We start from the raw sequence: 23,764 nt of genomic DNA, 5'->3' as shown, positions 1-23,764 counted from the left end.
GAAAAAGGTGACATCTCGGCCTGTCCTTGATATGTCACCCCTCCATGCTTCCGGGATGACACCTCAGAACCCGACAAAGCGAGCATCGCCGACTGATTCCCGATTTTTATCAACTTTTCACCTCTTTGAGGTACTAAAATGACTTTATGGAAATCAAACGTTTGCGGCATTTGAATTTTTGTGACCACTCAGGCAGGGGCAGCGCCCCGAAAAATCGGTAGGAGATGCTCTATGTTGTTTGATGGAGGGCAGCGCCCCGGAATGTGTTTCAGGGCACCGTCGCTGGATTTTCAAAAGTTTCAACTCCGAACTCACGTTTTTTTAATAAAAAAATTTCCAAAAGAACAAGGCCGGGGCAGGCTCGAAGCCCACACCCGGCACTTGTCCAGATACCCATTGAATCTGCTTGTTTGATGCCTACCGAGCAGGTCACTTGCCTGCCGCTTCGGGCGCTTCTTGTACCAGGGTCACAGAGTCGAATTCGATGAGCCACTTGCCGCCAACTTTGTGCACAACGGCGGTGTCTTTGCTCTTGCCTCCCACCTGCTGGCCGCCGATTTTCATGCTGCTCGTCGTGTCCCAGTCCAACAGCGCGACATCCGGCGTGATGAACCGCACCGACAGGTTGGACGGCGTGAATGTGGGCTTTTCATCGAACATTTGCGACATGCCGGCCCACATCTCGCGAATTTCTTTTTTGCCCGACACCTTGCGGCCATCCGGGCCAACCTCGGTGGCATTGTCGGCATAGAACGTCAGGGCTTTTTCTACGTCGAGGGCTTGATAGGCGGCCCAAGCCTCGTTCCACATTTTTCGGACGGCGGCCTCGTCGGCAGCTGTTTGGGCTTGTGCGTTTGGGGTGAACAGTGCGAAAAAGCAAAGGGTGAGGGTGCTGAACAAGATGTTTTTCATTGTTTGAAAAAATTAAAAAGTGAGTGAGATAGTTTGAAAATTCGTGTTTTTGAAGGGTTTCTTAGCCGTTGTGGTTGGGTAGCTTCAACAAAGTCCGGCGTGCTTGAACCCAGGATGCGAACCCGACGGCTCCCACCGCCAAGCCGACGATGAGCAGTGAAATCTCGAACAGTTGCATGGTTGTAGAGTCAAAGTGAAAAGAGGATAGTGTAGGTGTCCACAGGTCATTTCGCCGGCAGCGCCTGTACGTTGTTTTCGAGCACGGGTACCGTCTGCAAGTATGCCCAGATGGCGCTGATGTCGTCGTCGCTGAACGCGGCGAAGCGCGGCATGGCGGGGCTGAGGATGCGCCCGTCGGGGCGCTGACCGGTCTGCACGGCGAGGCGGAACTGCTCTTCCGTCCATTGGCCAAGGCCAAAGTCTTTGCTCATGGTGAGGTTCGACGAAAGAACGACGTTGAAGGAAGGGTCATCCACCTGGTTGCCGCCGCCAAAGAAACCCGCCGAGTTTTCGGGTGTAAAATCGTCGTTGGTTTCAAAACTGGCTGAGTGGCACTTGAAGCAGCTAAGCATCGCGGTCGCCAGATATTTGCCGTAGGCGACCTTGTCGGTGGTTGCCGGCGTTTCAATGGGTTTGATTTCTTGAAATTTGGGTGCGAACAATCCGAACTTGACCAAGGCCTTTGCCAAAAAACTGTACTTGACCGGCGGCGGGTCGGACTCGGAGGGCTGCATCAGCGGCGCGTCGGAGCGCAGGTAGGCGATGAGCGCGCCGAGGTGTTCGTCCGACAGGTTGGGCAGCAGCATGTAGGGCGCCCAACTGCCGGTACGCGTCACGCCCGTGCGGAGCAAGTAGGCTAATTCGCCATCGGTGTAGGCGCCGATGCCCTTGTTGGGGTGCTGGGTGATGTTGCGCGACCAGATGACCCCAAACGGGTCGTCGGGCTTGCTGAACAGGCGACCGCTCAGTTTGCCGTCGTCGCCCAAATGGCAGAGCGTGCACTCCACTTCGACGATTTTGCGACCGACGGCCAGCGCAGCCGAGTCGGTCGGTATCACGACCGGAAGGGACTTGGGCGCGTAGGTCGGCATCGGGGTGAATTTGACCCAGGCAGCGACGCACAGGAGCAGCAGCGCGAGCGTTGCGAGCAAATAGCCGAGGACTTTGAAAACCTTTCTCATGGTGGGTATCTGTTTTGAACGTTTGAAAATGGCCGCAGGAAGTACGTCCCGATTGACAGGACAAAGGTGGGGGCGCTCCGGACGCGGGAGCGTCGGCAGGTCTGCGTAAAGTGGGTACGCAGATGTGCGTAATTGCTGTGAAAAGGAGGGCTAAACCAGCTTATTCCGCAGGGCAAACTGCGTCAGCCCCGCAATGCCCTGCACGCCGAGTTTGTGGACGATGTTGTTGCGGTGAGTGTCCACGGTGCGGGGGCTGATGAAAAGTTGCTTGCCGATGTCGGTGCTGGAGAACCCCTGCGCCACCAAGCGCAGGATTTCGATTTCGCGCTCTGAGAGCTGGGTGAGCAGTTGCGCGTCGGGGTTGTGGGCGGGCTTCAATAACGTGAGCGCGACCTCGGTGGCCAAGTACTGCTCGCCGGCAGCCACGCGGCGGATGGCCTCGCCCAATTCTTCCAGCGAGGCGTTTTTGAACAAAAACCCGCGCACGCCTTTTTCTACGGCTTCCTGCACCAATTCCTTGCTCTGGAGCATGGTGAGCATGATGGTTTTCACGCCGAAAAAATCGCGGCTGATGTGCTCGGCGGCTTCGAGGCCGTTCATCACGGGCATCTCGTAGTCGAGCAGCACCACGTCGGGTTTGGCGCCGTTGCGCAACTGACTGATGACCTCCTTGCCGTTGGCGGCCTCGCCCACGATGTCCACAAAGTCGAGTTCTTCGAGCAGCGCCCGAAAGCCTTTGCGCACGAGGTGGTGGTCGTCGGCGAGCAGGATGGAGATGCGGTTGGTAGTCATGGACAGTGAACGAGAGACGGTGGACGGTTTGGGTTATACGGGCACCCGCACGACGGAGACGGTGCCGCGGGGGGTGTTTTTTTCGGAGAAAAACTCGCCGCCGAGCGCGCCGGCGCGGCTGAGGATGTTCAGGATGCCCATGGTGCCTTTTTGGCGGGCTTTTTCAAAATCGAAGCCCCGGCCGTCGTCTTCCATGCGCAGCACCAGGTGGTCGCCGCTGCGGAACAGCCGCACCAGCACCTTGCTCGCCTCGGCGTGCCGCACGATGTTGTTGAGCAATTCCTGTGCGATACGGTACAGGCCCACTTGGGTTTTTTCGTCGAGCGCGTTGGGCAGGTCTTGGCTGTCGAATTGCACTTGCAACCCGGCGGGTTGGGCCGTATGGCGCAGCAGCAGTTCGAGGCTGGGGGCGAGGCCGTGCTGCTCGAGGGTGGGCGGCATCATGGTGTGGGCGATGCCGCGCACCTCGGTGCAGGAGGCATCGAGTTGGGCGTTGAGGTCGGCGAAGCGGTCGGTTTCTTCCGGGGCCACTTTGCCGATGCGGCGGCCGAGGGCATCGAACCCGAGTTTGAGGGCCACCAGCTCTTGCGCGATGCCGTCGTGCAGGTCTTTGGCGATACGCTTGCGCTCGGCTTCCTGCGCTTCGATGACGGCGCTCAGCCCGAGTTTTTGCTCACGGATGACGGCGGCGTCGAGTTCGGCTTTTTTGCGGAGGGTGTAGCGGTTCCAAAACAGATAGCCGAACACGAGAAAGGCTGCCAGTGCGGCTATCAGCGTGTAAATGCCCACGCGCTGACGGAAGTTTTCGGCGCGTTGCTCGCTGAGTTGCCGCTCCTTTTTTTCCAAGCCGTATTTGGCTTCGATGTTGGCGACTTTGCTCAGGTTGTCCTTGTCGGCCATGGAGTCTATGCGGGCCGAGTAGGTTTTGTGCCAGTGGTAGGCGTTTTTGTAGTCGTTCAAGCCCGCGTAGGCGTTGGCAAAGTTTTCATAGTAGGGTTCGAGCGGCTCCTGCAAGTTGAGTTTCTGCATGATAGCCCAACCGCGTTGGTTGACCTCCAGCCCTTTGGCGTATTGGCCGAGACCGATGTAGGCCGCGGCCATGTTGCACAGCGGGTACACCATGTTGGCCTCGCGGTTGGCTTCTGTCAAATAAGCCATCGAACGTTCGCACCATTGGATGCTTTCCTCGTAGCGTTTTTGCTCGTTGAGCACGTGGCCCATGCCGCCGCACACGACGCCGGCCACCATCTTGTTTCCGTATTTCAGCGCGACGGCAATGGCCGTGTCGGCGTAGGCGATGGATTTTTCGGAATCGCCTTTTTTGCCGTAGGCTACGGACAAGTTGTTGAGGGTGAACATACTGCGCTTCTCTTCGCCCAGTTCGCGGCGGATTTGCAGGGCGCGGAGCAGCATGCTGATGGCCTTGTCGTACGCCTTCATGTCGCTGTAGGTGTTGGCGATGTTCGCCATTGTCGAGGCGACGGCGCCCTTGTCGCCGAGCTGTTCCTTTATGTCGAGGCAGCGCAGTTGATATACGATGGCGGAGTCGGGCACTTGCATATCGTGCCAACTGGCACCTATGTTATTTAATGCTCGGGCTTGGCCTTCGAGGTTGTTTGTTTTTGAAAAAATGGCCAACTGCGCGTGAAAGACGGGTATGGAAGCGGAAAAATTCCCCTGATTGCGCAGGCCCTGTCCCCGAATATCGAATGCGTGCGCCAAGCCTTTTTCGTAGCGGGCGGCTTTCGACAGCTGTTCGAGGCTGTCGGCATATCGGAAACAGTCTTCGGGCTTGCCCGAGTCGTCTTGCTCGTCGGCGATGCTGTAGAGCAGGTCAATTTTTTTGAACGGGTCTTTCTCGGCGTGAAAGGCCGTGTACAGGCTGTCGAGCAGGCGGTTGTCTTGAGACAACAGCGCATTGGAGGCGAAAGTGGCCACAACAAAGGCGAATAGGAAATGCCTTTTCGCCGCGTCGAAAGCGCGAGGGTAGAGGAAGGATGCGCAACGCATAGGGTATCGGTGTTTTCGTTTTTCGCTGGTGTTTTTCATACCCGCAACGGGTACATTTCAAATTGTCGCCTCAAATATGGCGAAGTATCATTTCGGGGACAAGTACGACAAGCCCATTTGCAGGCGTGTTTTGCGGGTTAAAAGTAGTCAATAATTAAAATCGAGCGTGTTCAGAAAACTGTGTCATCCCAATGGAGACGATAAGAAAACACAGAGGCACGAAGGGCACAGAGTTTTGGTTTTCAATAATTTACATTCATTTAAGCGCGGCGTGCATTGCGTAAAAAGAAAACATCCGGTATGGTTTGACACACTTTTCTGAACACTCTCTTAAAATCCAAAGGTTGTCAAGAGGGTGACGCTTGGCAACGTAATTAACTTTATTGCCCCTCTCTAAAAAGTTTTGAAGTAAAATCGAGCAGCTCGGCGCCGCCCGATGCGCCGTGACCGGGAACGACAAATTTCACGTCCGGGTAAGCTTGCTTCACCGATTCTATGGTTGCCGACCATTCGGTGGTGTCGGCATCGGCGAGGTTGCCCTTCCCGGCGTTCATGGCCTTGACGAGACAGCCGCCAAAGAGTGTTTTCTCCGCGGGCAGGTATGATACGATATTGTCGTGGGTGTGGCCTTTGCCGAAAAAACGGTTTTCCACTGTTCGGTCTCCGCAGAAGAGGGTCAGCATCCAATCGAACCCGTATTGCGGCAGCACCGCCCTTGCGTTGGCGCGAGCAAGGTCAATGGTCAACTGGTTGGCATAAGACGGTATGCCGTGCGCATGAAATGCTGCCAGCCCACCGAGACAATCTTCGTGGAAATGGTTGATGACCACTGCCTTGACGCGCTTTTTCCACTTGTTTTCAATCCAGTGGATGAGTGTTGCGGAAGCGGCGCTATCGGTTGGCGTATCGAAAACAATGGCTTCCCTGTCACGGAAGTAAACCATGCCGTTGCAAGGGACTCGCCCGAACTGTTCGCTCTCGAAGTAGGAAATATGCACAAACACGCCGGGGGTCAGCGCCTCTATTTTCAGGGTATCCGAATGGAGAAGCGGTGGCGCAGGTTTTTTGACGGAAGCACAGGCGGCAAGGAGAAACAGTGCCAAAAAACGAGGGTAAAAGGGCATGGATGGAATGGGATGATTGGAGAATGGGGGGGCGTGCTAAAGGAAGTTTTCGCCGTTCCGTCAGAACGGTACCTAAATGAGCGAGGTATCGTTCCGATGGAACGGCGAAGTAGTTTTATTCGCAGATGCTTCTACTGCCCACTAATCGGTCCAAGCTTGATGCAGGCAACTTTGCACCAGAATCGCTTCCAGCCTTTGCCTCCGCCTTTTCCGGGAAAGTCAGCCTCGCATTTGCCATGGCAGGTGTGTGGGGTTTGTTCTTGTGTGGTTTGGGTGTTTAAATCTGCCTCGATTTTGGCCAATTCGCGCTGGAAGCCGTTGTACTGTTTTTGGCTCATTCCGGCTCCTGCTTGCTGCACGCGTGCGGATAGCCTGATGGCAGATTCGATTATTGGGACGTATGCTGTGGCTTTGCGGTCTTTCTGCATGGATGGGAGCAGCCTTTCCAATTGTTCGCCGGTCTCTTTGGCGGCGGCTACGAAGTCTCGCACATCCGTGCGTGCTTGTGCATTAGCATTGAGCGCGATGCCTATGAAGGCAATAAGGGAACACAGAAATAAAACTTGCTTTCTCATGATGAAATTGAATTTAGAAAAAGGTGAGTTGCTATTGTGCTGACCGAATGATTCTGCTGTGGCTGCCGCTACTTTTCATGCGCTACTTTTTACTACTTCCGTACCGGATAAAAGCATATTGCGCCCCAAACGTCATGCGCAGCGTGGGGATGTACGCTGGCGCGTCGGTGTATATCTCGGGATTTTCGCTCCACACCACCGAGGGCCGCGCCACGAGGCGGAAGTAGTCGTTGGAGTGCAATTTGAAACCGATGCCGAACTCGTAGCTCTTTGTCCGTTGTTTGAACAAGAGCTCGCGCCCCACTTCCGTCAATAGCTGTTGGCGCAGCTCGGCATTGCGAAACGTGATGCGGTCGGGCGGGCTGTCGCTGAAAAAATCGAAGGTCACGCCTGCGTGCAGAAAAACGCAGTGGCACTTGTGGAAACGGTAGTCAATCTTGATGGGGATGGTCCAATAGGCAGGGCGAAAGGCGTGGGCATCGGAGAGGTAGTAGGTGACGGCTTGCTCGTTCTCGATGCGGGTGACGGACTGGCCCGTGTAGGTGTAGTAGTCGTACTCGCGGTAGATTTCCCTGCCCAAGCCGATGCCGAAGGAAAAAGGCCCCCAGGGTGCCTCGGCCTGAATGCCGGGTATGAATCGGGGTTTGATGCCTTCGGTGAACTGGTTGACATCGAATCCCATTTCAAGGCCGACGACGAGCTTGCCAAATGCTTTTTGCGCTTCGAGGTTCGGGGCGAGCAGGCACAGAGCGGCAAGGACGAGCAAGTGTTTCATACGCGGGAGGATTTTTTTCGGAGGTAAGATAGGGTTTAGAGGGCTAACGCTGTCTGGGTTGAGGTTTCAAAATACCCGTATTTTTTCCGAAAATATCCGAATCACAGTTTCTCCAACACAAACGCGGTCAATTTGGTGAATAGGTGGCGCGTGGCGTTTTTCCCGTAGATGCCGTGATTGCGGTTGGGGTAGTAATAAGTCTCGAACTGTTTGTTCGCTTTTATCAAGGCATTTATCATCTCTGTTGTTTGTTGCCAATGCACGTTGTCGTCGGCCATACCGTGGCAGATGAGGTAGTTTCCCCCGCGCAGTTGGTCGGCGAAGTTGATGGGTGAATTGTCTTCATAGCCCCTTGCATTGTCTTTGGTGGTGCGCATATATCGCTCGGTGTAGGCCGTGTCGTACCATTTCCAGTTGGTGACTGGGGCGACGGCCATGGCCATTTTGAACACGTCGTTGCCCTTCAAAATACAGGAGGTGCTCAGGTAGCCGCCGAAGCTCCAGCCCCAGATGCCAATGCGCCCCGCATCCACCCAAGGGAGAGAACCGAAATAGCGGGCTGCGGCGATTTGGTCTTCGGTCTCAAGTTTGCCGAGCTGGAGCTGGGTACACTTTCTGAAGTCGCGTCCGCGAGCGCCCGTGCCTCGATTGTCCACGCTGACCACGATGTAGCCTTTTTGTGCCAACAATTGGTGCCACGCCCCGATGTAGCCATTGTACTGATTCTGAACGGTCTGGGAGTTTGGGCCACCATAAATGTCGAACAGGACAGGGTATTTTTTCGTGCTGTCGAAGTCGGCGGGTTTGAGTATCCAACCGTTTAGCGGCAGTCCTGCTCCCGATGCTGTCGGGGCAAGGTCGAAGGCAAAAAACGCCTTGGGAGCGAAGCCATATTCTTTAGTCAAATGGTGGACGCGCTCATTGTCGGTAAACGTGCGCAGCACTTCGCCATTGCGGCGGCAAAGCGTCACTACCGGGGGGGTGTTGATGTCCGACCAAGTGTGCGTGTAGAAGTCGAAGGTAGGGCTGAAGGTCACTTCGTTCATGCCGAGTTTGGGGGTCATCAATCTGGGTTCGCCGCCCGCGAGCAAGCCTTCCCACACTTGTCGGTCGAGCGGGGTGGGCGTGGCTGTTTGGTAATAAAATTTACCATTTTCTTCGTCCACGCCGTAGAATGCCGTCACATCGAAGTCGCCCAAAGTGAGTGGGCGCACTGTTTTCCCGTCCATGTTTTGCAGATAGACGTGATTGAAGCCGTTGCGCTCGCTTGTCCAGATGAACTGCTGGCCGTTTTTCAGAAAAATCAGGTTGTCGTGGATTTCCACGAAGGCGGGGTCGGTCTCTCGCAAAAGGGGGCGCACGGGTATCCAGTTTTTGTTTTCTGCCGCGTCGTGAAGCACTCGGTTGGAAAGAGCAAGCAGCAGTTCGAGCGTGTCTTGTGGGCGATTGAGCCGCGTGACGACGAGCTGATTGTCGGTCGTCCAATGAATGCGCGGCACATAATCGTCGGCTTCCAAGGCATCTATTTGACCGATTGTGGTACGCGCATCCACATCGTAGATGTGCACGCTGACCACCGAGTTGGGTTCGCCTACCTTTGGATATTTGAATGACGACTGGCGCGGATACATCCCGCCCTCATACCATGTGAGGGGAAACTCTGGCACCTCGCGCTCGTCGAATCGGAGGAAGGCGATTTTGGAGCCATCGGGACTCCATTTCGACGCTACCATGCCCTCGCCGCTGACAGGGCTGAATTCTTCCTCATAAACCCAGTCGGGCAATCCATTGATGATGTGGTTGCGTTCGCCATCGCGAGTGACCTGTGTGGTTTCCCCGGTAGCCAAATCCTTGACGTACAAGTTGTTGTTTGCCACGAAGGCAACATGAGCGCCGTCGGGTGCCAACGCGACAAATTGCTGCTTGCCTGCTTCGAAGACAGATGTGGTGGCCGCTGTCGTGAAGTCGTACACAAAATAGTCGGCCAACACGGAGTGGCGATACACCGATTCTTTTTTCGTGCGCAAGATGAGTTTGGTTTCATCCTCGCTGAACGTGAACTCGTCGTATTCCCGCGCTTCGGGAGGCAGGTTGAGCGGCACCAGCGAATCGAAATCGGCATTGCGCACGTCATGGATGCGCAGCCCTTTGTCGTCGGCTTCCACATAGCGCACCCCGTCTTTCAGAAAATGAAAATGGGGGCCCGGTTCGGGGTAGAACCTGAAATAGACAAAGCAGTCGTCGAGGGTGATGGCTTTTTGCGCGGGAAGCAGCGCGGGAGGCAGAAGGAGGCCCACTATCGTCAGAAGGGCGGCGGGTAAGGCATTTGTTTTTTTCATAGACAACGATTTCGGCAAGGCGAAAGTCATTCATTTTTGGGAAATTCCTGTGGCGATGTGGTTTTGCCGAACACAAGGCGCTCATAAAAACTGTTTGAAAAACGCCATTGCGTGGGTGTGGCTTGACTGCTTTGAGAGCAATGTTATACCTTGATTCGCTAGGATTTGTCAGATGACCATGATTGATTTCATGATTTTGAACAGATTGCGCTTTTAGCCATGCCCAAAACTTGGCGGCGCGAAGTATAAAATAAAATCCACATGAGCGGCCATGCTAAGCCTGTTTTTCAAACACACTTTTAAAAGCCTAGGTAGGTTTTCCACAACCAGACCGGTATTTTTTCAAGAGAAGCGTGCCGCATGGCAAGTGCTCGATGCGACGAATCAGCGGTCAAACACACCTTGCAAAAGGCCTTGTTCTTGATTGTTGGGGAAACAGTATGACCAAAGTTTCTCATAGCCGATACAGCACTCACTTCAAAAACCGATACGTCGCCTTCACCAACAAAATGTTCACGGGCTGCACGTCGAACACATTGCCGAACAGGCTGCGGATGACCGGGGTGTCCAAATCGTGGTACGCATCGGGGGTGGCGCCCTGCGACCACACCAAAAAGATCTCTGAACCGGGGATGTACTCCCAGCGCACCACCAAGTTGGAGCGGAACTGGATAAAATTGAAATCGGGCTTGGAGAATGTGTAGTCGGTCGTGCCGTCGCGGTTTTCGTCCACCGAAAACAAGCCGTCTTTGGCCGTGAGCTCTTGCTCGCCGAACCGATGGAAACGCGTGTCATAACCCTGCGCCAACGGATCGGTCACGATGCCGTAGTGGTTGTACAGCGCCCTGAAAATGAAGGGTTGGCCGTAATACTGGACGGTCAGGTTGGGGGTCAGGTTGTAGGTCAGGCGGCCGGTTAGCGAAAAACTCTGCTGCTTCACCTCGCTCACAATGGTGCGGGTCTCGTCGCCCCGGCGCACAGTTTGCACATACTGGTCTTGCTTCCGCCAGGCGTAGTCGTAGCCGGGGTAAAGGCCGAAACGTAGGGCATCGGTGGCCTGCACATTGATGCCGACGTTTACGCTCCGCGAGGTGACGACGCGCTCGAATCCGTTGAAAAAATTGGCATTGCCGTAGAACGACATCTTTTTCCGCTCATCCGAATCAAAGTAGGCAAACGCTCCATAACCGTTAGGCCGACGCAACGGCGCGCTGCCGCGCAGGGCATTGTTGGAGATATCGTGCGGGTTGAGAAAAAAGCCCGTGCCCACATTCCAGTTGCTCTGAAAAAAGGCGTGTGCATTCACGTTGTAAAACGTGAACAGGTGCCGCCCGCCAAAGTCCCACCGGAACCAGTGGTTGTAGTTGAAGCGTATATTCCGAAACACCGAAAACGGCTGCTGGATATGGTAGCCCGCCCACACAAAGTGGTTCACCTCGTCGGCACTTTGCAGGAAGCCGATGTCGTTCACCTCGAACTCGGGCGAACGCCAGGTGCCGCCCGCCTCGAATTTGACGATGCCGCCCAATTTGTCCGGCTTGCCGCCGTACTTCCCGATTTTGACGGTGCCGCCAGTGCCGGTGAGTGCGGTGCGGGTGGGGTCAAGCCGAAGGTGCGGCGCATTGGCCCGCTGGAAATAGCGCTCGAAACTGCGCTGAGTGGCCAATATGGCTTCCGGGGAGCCTTGCACCCGACTGAAAAGCAGTTTGCCCGTGACGTTCCACCAGCGGCTTTTCCAGAAATGCTGCACGTCCAGCCCGCCGGAGTAGGCGCTGCGGTGCAGCCAATCGAGGCCCTTTTCGCGGTTCACCGCCGTGAAAACAGCGCCGATAATCGTGTTCCCTTGGTCGTAGTCTTTCATCAGCCGCCCGACGAAATAGTTGGTTCGCGGCTCCACCAATTCTTTTCGGCGCTCGCCGTTGCGGTCAATTTGAGCGTTTTCGCGGCGGGTCACGCTTTCCAAAAGACCGACCGACCAGCCTTTTTTGGTTTTTCCCGAAAACTTGGCTGCGCCCAAAATCGAGGTCGCTTGCGGCACATCGGCAAATTCGCCGGGGTTCAAGTGCGGTCGTCCGTGTGGCGCGCCGCCGATCCGTCGGGAGTAGAACAGCAGGTCGCCGTCGAAATCGAAGCCCGTGGCGGAGCCGGTCAGGTTGTAGTCGAACAGGTTTCGGCTTTCCATGAAAAAGGGGCGGCGTTCGCTGAAAAAAATCTGGTAGCCGTCGAGCCGCACGGCGCCGGGGTCGGCCTCCACTTGGCCAAAGTCGGGGTTCACGGTGTAGTCGAGGATGAGGTCGCGGGTCACGGCGAACTTGCCGTCCACGCCCACCGTGACCTGCTGGTTCGAGCCGTCGGCGAAGGGGTTGCCCAGCTGTTTTTCAAAGTGCTCGGTTTTGGCCAACAGGTAGGGGGCGATTTCCATGCCCTTGTTGCGCGGCAGGTTGCTCAGTCCGTGCAGTTCGGCGAACCTGCTGACCCAGCCGCTGCCGCTTTGCGGGATGTGCTGGAAGGTAGAGCGTTCGTTTTTTCGAAAGATGTTCCGCTGCACCTGAAAGCCCCACACCTGCTCCGGGTCGTTGTTGTAGCGCAGTTGACTGAACGGGATTTTCACCTCGGCCGTCCAGCCCAGCGAATCCACCTGGGATTTGCCGTCCCAGATCGGGTTCCAGTTGGAGTCCCAGTCTTCGCCGTTGTTGCTGACAAACTCATCGCCGCGCACCCCGCTGCACGAAAAGGTGAACGAAAACGCCGTGCGCAGGTCATGGTAGCTGTCTATGTTGATTTCCACCCAGTCGCCCGGAAATTCGTCGCGACGGTCCATGCGCCGGACGAGCGAGTCGGGCGCGGAATCGAACATCCGAAAACCGATGTACAGGTACTTGTCGTCGTAGAGTATCCGAAACTCGGTCGGTTGGCTGGGCGGCGTGCCCTCATCGGGCTGGTATTCGATGAAGTCGTTGCCGGGGGCTACGGTTTGCCAGACGGGTTCGTCCAGTTTCCCGTCCAAGGCAATGGCATCGTTGGCTATTCGCTGGGTGAAATACTGCCGTTTGGGCGGGTCGGTGTCCAACCGTGGGGGTTGAGCAAAGACCGGATAGTAGTATAACGGGACGAAACAGATAGGAAGGAGATGAATGTTCATAGCAAGAGCAGATTCGAGCAGGCTCGAAATGACTGTCGCGACCAAAAAATTCGCAAAGTTGTCAAGGAGCAAACGTGCAGAGAAGTGGTCTAATAATGGGGGGCATTATACCCTGTCAATCTTGCGTATCCTGTCAGGGACATGAGCCATCCCGAAATTCGGGATGGCTCATGTTCATGCTATGGGACGCACATTCGCAGGTTCGGGCGGTCATCCAAATCCGACGCGCAAGCTCAGTTCACCACAATCTGATTGGTAAACACCTTTTCCGATTGCTGCACCCGGACGACGACCGTGCCTTTGGCGTAGTCCGAGAGGTCGAATTGCTGGTGATAGTCGCCGCTGAAATAATTGAGCTCTTCGCGGAAGAGCTGGCGCCCGTTCATGTCGTATAGGGTGACCACAGTGGCTATCGGGGCTGCTTTGAACGAGATGGTCACCTGCCCCTGCGTGGGATTGGGGTAGGCACGGAAGGAGTCGAGCGTCAGGATGCGGTCTTGCGACGTGGGTTGCTCGGGTGCCAGTTCGGCGTTGGTGGCATCGCCGTCGGTTGGTTTGCGGATAGTGATGATTCGGTTGGTACGCAGGCGTTGTTGTTCGTCTTGGTCCCAGTTCCAAGTGAAAAAGCGCCGATTTTGGCTGTTGCCGTCCTCGTCGGTTTCCGACATTTCCACGCGGCTTTGGTCGCGGCAGGCTTTCAGGGTGGTTTCCACGGTGGCGAGCTGTTTGTCGCGCAAGTAACCCACCACCACTTTGTCGCCCACCTTGAGTTTGGCGATTTCGTTCCAAAGGTCATCGTGGCCTCGCACGCGCTGGCCGTTGATGCTGGTGATAAGGTCGCCCGTTATCATATTGGACTCGCGTGCGGCGCTCTTTTCGGTGAACCCCGTGATTTGGGTGCCTTGTTGGTCGTCCACGGTTGCATTGACGCTATACACGCCGAGGCAGGCGGCTTTATCACGGATGTCAATTTTTAGGTTGTCGAGATTGAGGTTGCCGATGTTCCAGTTTTCCCAGTCCCATGCCTTTTGCTCGCCAAGCGTGGCTTCGGTGGTGTTGCGCTGGCCGTTGCGCTCGAACACGATGCGCACTTTGTCGCCGGGCTTGGTGTATCGCATGAAGTCGCTGATGTCTTCATAGTCGGCGATGGTGGTGTCGTCGAGTTGGAAAATGACATCGCCGGTTTGCAGCCCTGCTTTTTCGGCGGCTGAGCTTTTGGTGATGCTGACGATGGTGCCGGGGGCCTTGTCGTCGGTGCCTTTGGGCGACACGCCGAGAAAGCCACGTGGCGCGGGCGTTTCCTTTTTCACCTCGCTTCGTGTGATGAGCGTGGCCTCGGTGGTGGCTTCCTTTCCATTGCGACGATAGACGATTTTGACCTTGTCGCCAGTTTTGGCCGTTTTCATAAAGTTGGAAAGGTCGCTCCAACGAGTTATCGGGGCGCCATTGAGCGACATAATCACGTCGTTGTCGCGCAGGCCCGCCAAATCTGCCGCAGAGCCGCGCACAACGTCCACTACCAATCCCGGCTCGTTGGGGTCTTCGTCGGAGTCTTCTTCCACGCCGAGGAAGGGCTTAGGCTCGTTGCTCTTTGCGCCATAGATGCCTGCATAGCCATCTTCGGGATGTGTGCTCTGGCTTTTGGCTTTGCTGGGCGAGCGTTTCATGGTGACGGTGCTTTCCTCATTGGAGCGTTGCTCCACGCGCACTTCCACCTGCACATTGTCGGCTCTGTTTTCCGATATGTACTTGTCCACATCAAAGTTTTCGGAAGCTTTGCCTTTTTTGACAATCGTCTCGGTGGTTTCGGAGCCGTCTTTGTCAACGCTTCGTTTGGTGATGGTGATTACTTTTTCGCTGTTGGCGGTGTTTTGTTGAGAAAACAGCGGCGAGCGGCACCAAGGCATCAAAATGAAGAAGATAGCAAGGAGGTGAGCTATTGTTTTCATAACTTTTGTGCAAATTGTTTTTGTCGTGAGTGATTAGTTAAAAAAAACGTAAAAACTTAGGCAGCCCCAAGCGTATAAGACTCTGTTGGCAGGCTTATAGGTTTTTGACAGGATTTACAGGATTTTTAGCGGTGAAGCCACTCCTTCTATCCTGTAAATCTTGTAAATCCTGTCAAAGATTCAATGTCTGCTGTCCTGCCTAAGTTTTTACAAAAAAACAAAGTGTTTGGCTCGGTCTTCGCCGGGTGCTCGGCACTTTGGAATTCGGAGGGAAAATTACTACGAACGATTTCGTAGTTTTGAGAAAATTACAGGTTTTAGCGCGATCTTAACAATCAGGCAAAGACAGTCGCCCAATGTCCCAAGTTGCGCAAGGTGGGGAGGTTTGGGAAAAATTTTTCGACGAGAGCGGTGTAAGGGGCGGCGTTTGCTGGGCAATGACCTGTATGGCGAAAGTGTGCCCAATCTCTCTAAAAATCCCTCGCCACGGTTGTTCTCCCATACAAAGCGCGATATTTGCCGCCTGAAATGTTGAAACGATGTCTGCGAAAAACAAATCCAAGCATAAACCCGTCCCAACCAAAGCGCCTGTACCCAAACCCGCTCGCCCGACGAAGGCGGCACCACCGCTAACCCACACTTTTCAGCCGGGATTTTGGAGCCACCATTGGTTGCCTGCGTTGCTGCTATTATGCTCAGCGTTTGCGCTCTATGGGGCTTCCATCGGCTATGGTTATGTGCTCGACGATGAAATGGTGATTCACAAAAACGTGTTCACCATGAAGGGCTTCGATGGCTTGCGCGACATTTTTGCCTACGATAGTTTCATGGGCTATTTCCAAAAAAAGGAACAACTCTTCTTGCTCGAAGGAGGGCGCTACCGCCCGCTCTCTCTGGCGACTTTTGCCATCGAGGTCGGCATTTTTGGAAAAGACCATGCAAGCCTGCCGCACATCAGCCATTTCATCAACATCCTGCTTTACGGCCTCACGGGCGTGCTGCTCTACCGCATTTTGCTGGGCTTGTTCCCCTTGAAAGAAGGCGGGCGCTGGTATTTTGGTGTGCCATTCATCGCGGCGGCGGTTTTTGTGCTGCACCCGCTGCACTCCGAGGCGGTGGCGAACATCAAAGGCCGCGACGAGATTCTGGCACTATTGGGCAGTCTTGCGGCGCTGTATGCCACGCTCAAGTATTTCGACACCCATCGCTCGCTGTGGCTGTGGCTTTCGGGGCTGTTCTTGTTCGCGGGGATGCTGGCAAAAGAAAACGCGCTCACGTTTGTGGCCGTCATTCCGTTCACCGTCTGGTTTTTCACGAAGCAACCCCTCGGGCGCATCCTCTCCGCGTCATGGCCGCTGCTGGTCGCCACGCTCTTATTTGTATTGGTGCGCTATCGGGCGCTTGGCTTCATGCTCGACCACGGCAGAGCCACCACCGACCTGATGAACAACCCGTTTCTCGACATGACGGGAGGGGAAAAATTGGCCACTATTTTCATGACGCTTGGGTGGTATGTAAAACTCCTGTTCTACCCCCACCCGCTCACGCACGACTACTACCCCTATCATGTGCCGAAAGTGAACTGGTCGGATTGGCGCGCCCTGGCCTCATTGGCGCTCTATTTGGGCATGGGCGCATGGGCCTTGCTCAAGGTGCGCTCGCGCGACATCCCGGCCTACTCCATCGTGTTCTGGCTGCTGACCCTGAGCATCGTGTCGAACCTGTTCGTGACGGTGGGCGCCTTCATGAACGAACGCTTTGCCTATATGCCTTCTGTGGCATTCTGCATACTGGCGGGGTGGTTTTTGGCCCGCAAGCTCCCCGGCTGGACGAGGGAACAACCCGACCGCCCCAGCATCCTGGCAGCCGGGCTGGCGCTCGCGGTAGTCGGTTTTTTTGGCTGGCGCACTTTCACCCGTGTGCCCGATTGGAAGGATGCCGGCTCGCTCAATCAGGCAGCCATCAAGGTTTCCTACAACAGTGCCCGCTCCCACTGTTTTTATGTGACCTCGATTTACAAAGAGGTTTATCAAAACACAAAAGACCCCGCAAAAAAGGCCGCGCTGGTGGATACGATGGAATTTCACATCAACCGCTCGCTCGCCATCAACCCCAACTACGGCGCGGCCTTGGTGATGAAATCCGCCGTGGCAGCGGCTCGTTTTGAACAGGACCGCCAGTTGGACAAACTCTTCCACGAGTTCGAGTATATCGTGGAGAAAATACCTTACAACAACAACTTCCGCGAGTTCCTCGACAAATACATGGATTACTTGGACGGTGCCTCCAACGCCGACAAATACGTCGCGTTCTGTCACCGCGTGGGCTATGAATTTTATTGGCAAAAAAGGAAAGATGCGCAAACCGCGCTCAAGTTCATCCAATATGGAATAAACCGACAAACGGAGGACATCCGGCTACTCGACGATGCGGCGGAAATCTACGCGGCCCTAGGCGACCAAGCCAAATCCGCCGAGATGAAAGCGCGTGCCAACGCGCAGCGTTGAGGAAATGCTCCGCGCCCGCAACAAATCGCACGATATTTGCTTTCTCCCAGCCTCAACAATTCGAACCGCTTGAATTATGAAAGTCACAGAGTATTTCAAAAAAGCAAAAGGCAAAACACTCATCTCGTTTGAGGTGCTGCCACCCCTCAAAGGCGGCAGCATGCAAGCCATCTTCAACACGTTGGACGCCCTCATGGAATTCAAACCGCCGTTCATTGACGTGACCTATCACCGCGAGGAATTTCTTTACAAGCAACGCCCATCTGGCTACTACGAAAAGACGGCTATTCGGAAGCGCCCCGGCACGGTAGGGATATGCGCGGCCATCATGCACCGCTACGGGGTGGATGCCGTGCCGCATCTACTGTGTGGCGGCTTTTCGGTGGAAGAAACGGAAAACGCCCTCATTGACCTCAACTTCTTGGGCATCAAGAACGTGCTGGCGCTCCGCGGCGATGCCCGGCAGTTCGAGGACAAATTCATGCCGAACGACAACGGCCACAAGTACGCGCTCGACCTCGTGCGCCAAATCGTGGGCATGAACCAAGGCCGCTATCTGGACTCCAACATCGTCAATGGCGAAAAAACCGATTTCTGCATCGGCGTGGCCGGATACCCGGAAAAACATTTTGAAGCCCCTAATTTGCCCACCGACCTGCATTTCACGAAAGAAAAAGTGGATGCGGGCGCGGGCTACATCGTGACCCAAATGTTTTTTGACAACAAAAAATACTTCGACTACGTGGAGGCTTGCCGCAAGGAGGGCATCGAGGTGCCGATAGTGCCGGGCCTGAAGCCGCTGACCAAAAAATATCAACTCAACTCCATCCCGCGCAAGTTTTTCATCAATATGCCGGAAGACTTGGTGCGCGAAGTGATGAAAGCCAAAGACGACAACGCGGTGTTGCAAGTCGGCCTTGAATGGTGCGTGCAGCAGTCGCGTGAATTGAAGGCCGCGGGGGTGCCATGCCTGCACTACTACACCATGGGCGACACGGACACCATCAAGTCTATCGCGGCAGCAGTAGCGTGAGCAGGCAATTTCTGGCTTTCAGTGACTTTATACCCTGATTCGTTAGGATTTGTCAGATGAACATGATTGATGCCCCTGATTTTTAGCAGATTGCGATTGCAGCCATGCCCAAAACCTAACGGCGCGAGGTATACATGATTGCTTTGTTTTCCTGAAAACATCTACCTTTGCCCCATCATGTTTCAAACACTCATTTCCGACAGCATTATTATTCGCCAGTGTACGCACACCTGACGCGGTAAGGCTGTTTGGAAAAAACACAAGACCCCGCCCGGTGTGCGCCGAGCGGGGTTTTTTACTTTTGCGCCCCCAACCAACAACAAGCAACGAACAACGAAATAATGTACCGCGCATTCAAACTCTTCCACCCGCAGACAAAATGAGCGCATCCGTCACCCTGACATCCGAACATCGCTTTTGGCTTGAGCACTTCAAGTCCAAAATTCAGTCGGCGCAAATCAAAGCTGCATTGTCCGTCAACACACAGCTTATCAGGCTGTATTGGGAGTTGGGACAGATGATTGCCGAGCGGCAGGAAAATGCGCAGTGGGGAGCAGATGTTTTGAAAATACTGTCTTCTGACTTGAAAGACGAATTTCCTCTAATGACGGGATTTTCGAGGACTAATCTTGCCTACATGGCACAGTTTTATCGTTTTTACCAAGATGCTGGTGAATTTGTTCAACAGCTTGTTGGACAAATTCCTTGGGGACACAACATCCTGATTTTCACCAAGTCGGACACTTTGGAAACTGCAAAGTTTTACCTCCAAGCCACCCTCCAAAACAGCTGGTCGCGGAATGTTCTTGCCATTCAGATAGAATCCCGCTTGCATGAGCGGCAAGGGCAGGCCATTACCAACTTTGCCCAGACTTTGCCCAGTCCTCAAGCAGAACTGGCGCAACAGACCCTCAAAGACCCTTACCTCTTCGACTTTTTGGCGCTAACCCCGACGATACACGAGCTGGATTTGGAAAAGCAACTAACCGACCACATCGTCCGGTTTTTGTTAGAACTTGGAGCCGGCTTTGCCTTTGTCGGGCGGCAGTACCCGCTTGCGGTTGGCGACAAAACCTATTTCCTCGACCTGCTTTTTTACCACATCCGCCTGCGTTGTTTTGTGGCCGTTGATTTGAAAATGGAGTCGTTTGCACCAGAACACGCGGGCAAAATGAATTTTTACCTTTCAGCAATAGATGACTTGCTTCGCAACGAAACCGACAACCCAAGCATTGGGGTCATTCTTTGCAAAACAAAAGACCGCATCGAAGTCGAATATGCCCTGCGCGACCTGAACAAACCCATTGGAGTAAGCCAGTGGATGTTGACTCAATCACTGCCAGAACATATTCAATCGGCCTTTCCAACGACTGAGCAGTTGGAAACAGAACTTTCTGAACGATTTTTGAAACCTTGAATCTCCCACTTACGAACCCACGCACTTGTATGTACCGCGAATTCAAACACCTCCACCTCCCCTCCATTGACGCCGAAATCCGCCAGTTTTGGGAGGACGAACAAATTTTTGAAAAATCCGTCAGCCAGCGCCCGACCGACAAGTCGTTCGTGTTTTACGAAGGCCCGCCGTCCGCCAACGGCAAACCCGGCATCCACCACGTGATGGCGCGCACGGTGAAAGACCTTTTTTGCCGCTACAATACCCTCAAAGGCCATCGCGTGGAGCGCAAAGGAGGCTGGGACACGCACGGTCTGCCCATCGAGTTGCAAGTGGAAAAAGAACTCGGCATCACAAAGGAGGACATCGGCAAAAAAGTGTCGGTGGAGGAGTACAACCAAGCCTGCCGCAGCACGGTGATGCGCTACAAAGACCTCTGGGACGACCTCACCCGGCGCATGGGCTATTGGGTGGATTTGGACAACCCCTACATCACGTTCGAGAACGACTACATCGAGTCGGTATGGTGGCTCTTGAAACAACTGTATGAGAAAAAAACAGCCTCCGGCGAGCGTTTTCTCTACAAAGGCTTCACCATACAGCCCTACAGCCCCGCCGCCGGAACCGGCCTTTCTACGCACGAACTGAATATGCCCGGCACCTACAAGGAGGTGACGGATATTTCCGTTGTGGCGATGTTCAAAGTACGCCGAAACGCTGTTTCGGCCTTCCTCTTCGAGGATGACAACGAAGATATCCGCATCCTCGCCTGGACGACGACCCCTTGGACTTTGCCCTCCAACGTCGCCCTCACCGTCGGCCCGAACATCGAGTACGCGAAGGTGAAAACCCTCAATCCGTACACGGGCCAACCTGTCAGCGTCGTCTTGGCAAAAGACCGTTTGGCGGCTTATTTCAACGCTGAAGACGAGAATCAGCCTTTTGAGAACTTCAAGGTTGGCGATAAGAAGATTCCTTACAGAATGACAAAAAGCGGCATCAAAGGCTCCGCTCTCGTCGGTGTTCGCTTCGAACAACTGCTGCCAACGCCCGCCGCCGCTACGCCCGAACTCGAAGAAAAAGCCTTCCGCGTCATCCCCGGCGACTGGGTCACCACAGAAGACGGCACGGGCGTGGTGCACACGGCTCCCTACTTCGGCGCCGACGACTTCCGCGCCTGCAAAGCGGCAGGCGTGCCCTTCATCGGCCTGCCCAATCCGAAGGCTCCCGACCTGCCTTTCCCGCTCGTGGACAAGCAGGGAAAATTCGTGGATGAAGTGCCGGAATTCGGCGGGCGCTACGTCAAGGCCGAGTATTATTCGGCTGAAATTCAAAAAGATAAGGAGTTCAAACCGACGGATTTGCTCATCGCTTTGCGCCTCAAGGAGGACAACAAGGCGTTCAAAATTGAAAAATACAAACACCCTTACCCCCACTGCTGGCGGACAGACAAACCCGTTTTGTACTACCCGCTCGACTCGTGGTTCGTGCGGGCTTCGGCGGCCAAAGAACGCATGGCCGAACTGAACCGAACCATCAACTGGAAACCCGCCAGCACCGGCACGGGGCGTTTTGGTCAGTGGCTCGAAAATTTGCAGGACTGGAATCTCTCGCGCTCGCGCTACTGGGGCGTGCCGCTGCCGGTTTGGCGGACGGAGGATGCAGAGGAGGAACTTTGCATCGAGTCGGTCGCGAAATTAAGCCAAGAGGTAGATAAGGCTGTCAAGGCTGGATTTATGAGAGAAAATCCTTTCAAAAAATCCGGAGAAGCAAATGAAGAGGAGGATGCCCTTTCAAAATATGTCTTTACGGGCGACAAGACTTTTTGGCACATCCTAAAAGCACATGGCCGGGACAATCGCAAAAACCCGACGGAAGCCGAGGATGCACTTTGGCAAGCTCTCCGAAACCGCCAATTGGATGGATACAAATTTCGCAGACAGCATCAAATCGGTGCCTTCATAGCTGATTTCGCCTGCATTTCTGAAAAATTGGTCGTGGAAGTGGATGGCGAGTACCACAACACTGCCGAGCAAAAAGAATTTGATGAAGCACGAACGGCTTATTTGAATGATGCGAGTTTTCGGGTGGTTCGGTTTACGAATCAACAAGTGTTGAGTGATTTGAAGGGGGTGCTGTACGAGTTGCGCAAAGTCCTTGCCTCACCCCCCGACCCCCTCTCCAAAGGCGAGGGGGAGACAGAGATGGGCGCGGTATCGCGCTCCCCCTCGCCTTTGGAGAGGGGGTCGGGGGGGGAGGCAAGGACGCGCGATTTTGACCTCCACCGCCCCTACATTGACCAAATCGTCCTCGTTTCCCCCTCCGGCAAAAAAATGTTCCGCGAACTCGACCTCATTGACGTGTGGTTCGACTCCGGCTCCATGCCCTACGCCCAGTGGCACTATCCGTTCGAGAATCAGGAGAAGTTTCCCCCCTCAATGGGGGGGCAAGGGGGGGCTTTCCCTGCCGACTTCATCGCCGAAGGCGTTGACCAGACGCGCGGCTGGTTCTACACGCTCCACGCCATCGCCACGATGGTGTTCGATTCGGTGGCCTACAAAACCGTTGTCTCGAACGGCCTCGTTTTGGACAAAGAAGGCAACAAAATGTCCAAATCGAAAGGCAACGTCGTTGACCCCTTCGAGACCATCGAAGAGTACGGCGCCGACGCGACGCGCTGGTACATGATGGCCAACGCCAACCCCTGGGACAACCTGAAATTCGACGCGGCAGGCATCATCGAGGTGCGCAACAAGTTGTTCGGCACGCTCTACAACACGTACAATTTCTTCGCGCTCTATGCCAATCTCGACGGCTTCAAGCACGACGAGTTCAATGTGTTGCCTTACAACCAACGCACCGAACTCGACCGCTGGGTCATTTCCAAACTCTACTCGCTCGTGGCCGATTACCGCGCCGCTATGGACGACTACGACGTGACCCGTGCCTGCCGTGCCATCGAAGATTTTGTGGACGAGCATTTGTCAAATTGGTATGTGCGCCTATCGCGCCGCCGTTTTTGGAAAGGCGAAATGAGTGCCGATAAAACGGCGGCCTATCAAACCCTTTTCGAGTGCCTGCTTGTGACCAGCCAACTCATGTCGTCTGTCGCGCCGTTTTTCTCCGACTGGCTCTACCGGAATTTGACCGCACCCATCAAAGATGTGGCAAAAGCGAAAAACACCCCGCTCCGCCACGACTCGGTTCACCTGTCTGATTTGACGCAGCCAGACCCATCGAAAGTGGACAAGGATTTGGAAAAACGCATGGACTACGCCCAGCGGATTTGCTCGTTGGCATTGAGTATCAGGAAAAAAGAAAAATTGCGGGTGCGTTTGCCTTTGCAAAAAATCCTCTTGCCCGTGCTCGACGAGGCTTTCATCGCTGAAGTGGATGGGGTGAAAGATTTGATTTTGTCGGAAATCAACGTGAAACAGTTGGAGTACGTCACCGATGCGTCGGGTTTGTTGAAAAAAGGCGCGAAGGCGAATTTTAAGACTTTGGGCGCCAAACTCGGCAAGGACATGAAAGAAGCGGCGGCCTTGATTGCCAATTTTTCCAACGACGACATCAACGCTTTGGAAAAATCCGGCTCGCTCGAAATCAGCGTCAACGGCACTGCCTACACGCTCACGCCGGAAGATTTGATTGTCACGACCGAAGACCTGCCCGGCTGGAAAGTCGCCACCGACGGCGACCTGACGGTGGCGCTCGACGTGACGCTCACGCCCGAACTACTGGCCGAAGGCACGGCCCGCGACCTCGTGAACCGCATCCAGAACATCCGCAAAGACAAAGACTTCAACGTGACCGACCGCGTGACGGTGACTCTGGAAAAACACGCCGCCATCCTCGACGCGGTGGAACGCTTCCGCGACTACATCAAAGCCGAAGTGCTGGCGACGGATTTGGTGCTGGCCGACAAAGTGGACGGCGAAAAAGTGGAATTGGAGGATGGGGTGGCGGTGGGGATTGAGGTGAGCGTGAATTGAGTTCCTGATTCGTGGCACTGCTCTACGCAGAGCAGTG

Annotated in this window: 14 protein-coding genes and 1 pseudogene; 5 read left to right on the top strand and 10 right to left on the bottom strand. The window is 54.8% G+C overall.

The features are described from left to right. Window positions 1-429: 429 nt before the first annotated feature. From KIS77_20750 to KIS77_20705, 10 genes are all read right to left on the bottom strand, one after another. The gene (locus tag KIS77_20750; GenBank protein MCW5924760.1) at window positions 430-912 is read right to left on the bottom strand and encodes a nuclear transport factor 2 family protein; all 483 of its coding nucleotides are present in this window, start codon (window positions 910-912) and stop codon (window positions 430-432) included. 224 nt (window positions 913-1,136) lie between these two features. Next, window positions 1,137-2,093 (bottom strand): hypothetical protein, encoded by a 957-nt coding sequence (locus tag KIS77_20745; GenBank protein ID MCW5924759.1) that lies wholly within the window; start codon window positions 2,091-2,093, stop codon window positions 1,137-1,139. 150 nt (window positions 2,094-2,243) lie between these two features. Then, a complete protein-coding gene (locus KIS77_20740) occupies window positions 2,244-2,885 on the bottom strand; it encodes a response regulator transcription factor (protein MCW5924758.1) in 642 nt (213 codons plus the stop codon). 33 nt (window positions 2,886-2,918) lie between these two features. Next, the gene (locus KIS77_20735; protein MCW5924757.1) at window positions 2,919-4,895 is read right to left on the bottom strand and encodes a sensor histidine kinase; all 1,977 of its coding nucleotides are present in this window, start codon (window positions 4,893-4,895) and stop codon (window positions 2,919-2,921) included. Between the two features lie 380 nt (window positions 4,896-5,275). Continuing rightward, window positions 5,276-6,019: a subclass B1 metallo-beta-lactamase gene (gene bla, locus KIS77_20730; GenBank protein MCW5924756.1), complete on the bottom strand. Its 744-nt coding sequence runs from the start codon at window positions 6,017-6,019 to the stop codon at window positions 5,276-5,278. A 131-nt stretch (window positions 6,020-6,150) separates the two neighbouring features. After that, window positions 6,151-6,594, bottom strand: coding sequence for a hypothetical protein (locus KIS77_20725; GenBank protein MCW5924755.1), 444 nt, complete (start codon window positions 6,592-6,594; stop codon window positions 6,151-6,153). A gap of 82 nt (window positions 6,595-6,676) precedes the next feature. Then, window positions 6,677-7,369: a hypothetical protein gene (locus KIS77_20720; protein ID MCW5924754.1), complete on the bottom strand. Its 693-nt coding sequence runs from the start codon at window positions 7,367-7,369 to the stop codon at window positions 6,677-6,679. Between the two features lie 101 nt (window positions 7,370-7,470). Further along, window positions 7,471-9,708 (bottom strand): S9 family peptidase, encoded by a 2,238-nt coding sequence (locus KIS77_20715; protein MCW5924753.1) that lies wholly within the window; start codon window positions 9,706-9,708, stop codon window positions 7,471-7,473. A gap of 472 nt (window positions 9,709-10,180) precedes the next feature. Further along, window positions 10,181-12,850 (bottom strand): carbohydrate binding family 9 domain-containing protein, encoded by a 2,670-nt coding sequence (locus KIS77_20710; GenBank protein ID MCW5924752.1) that lies wholly within the window; start codon window positions 12,848-12,850, stop codon window positions 10,181-10,183. Between the two features lie 233 nt (window positions 12,851-13,083). Then, window positions 13,084-14,799, bottom strand: coding sequence for a PDZ domain-containing protein (locus KIS77_20705; protein ID MCW5924751.1), 1,716 nt, complete (start codon window positions 14,797-14,799; stop codon window positions 13,084-13,086). Between the two features lie 539 nt (window positions 14,800-15,338). Here KIS77_20705 and KIS77_20700 point away from each other — a divergent pair. The 5 genes and pseudogenes from KIS77_20700 to KIS77_20680 all read left to right on the top strand — a co-directional run bounded on the left by KIS77_20700 (window position 15,339) and on the right by KIS77_20680 (window position 23,727). Next, window positions 15,339-17,306: a hypothetical protein gene (locus KIS77_20700; protein ID MCW5924750.1), complete on the top strand. Its 1,968-nt coding sequence runs from the start codon at window positions 15,339-15,341 to the stop codon at window positions 17,304-17,306. Window positions 17,307-17,382: 76 nt separating this feature from the next. Further along, a complete protein-coding gene (gene metF, locus KIS77_20695) occupies window positions 17,383-18,339 on the top strand; it encodes a methylenetetrahydrofolate reductase [NAD(P)H] (protein MCW5924749.1) in 957 nt (318 codons plus the stop codon). Window positions 18,340-18,718: 379 nt separating this feature from the next. Further along, window positions 18,719-19,756, top strand: a complete 1,038-nt coding sequence (locus tag KIS77_20690; protein MCW5924748.1) for a DUF1016 family protein — start codon at window positions 18,719-18,721, stop codon at window positions 19,754-19,756. A gap of 29 nt (window positions 19,757-19,785) precedes the next feature. Beyond that, a pseudogene (locus KIS77_20685) lies at window positions 19,786-21,465 on the top strand (class I tRNA ligase family protein). A 6-nt stretch (window positions 21,466-21,471) separates the two neighbouring features. Next, on the top strand, window positions 21,472-23,727 hold the full coding sequence (locus KIS77_20680; GenBank protein ID MCW5924747.1) for a class I tRNA ligase family protein: 2,256 nt from the start codon (window positions 21,472-21,474) through the stop codon (window positions 23,725-23,727). Window positions 23,728-23,764 lie beyond the last annotated feature (37 nt).

The organism is Saprospiraceae bacterium, assembly GCA_026129545.1.
Lineage (GTDB): Bacteria > Bacteroidota > Bacteroidia > Chitinophagales > Saprospiraceae > M3007.
The sequence above is the reverse complement of the archived record's forward strand: the minus strand, read 5'-3'. Positions and strand labels throughout refer to the sequence as shown.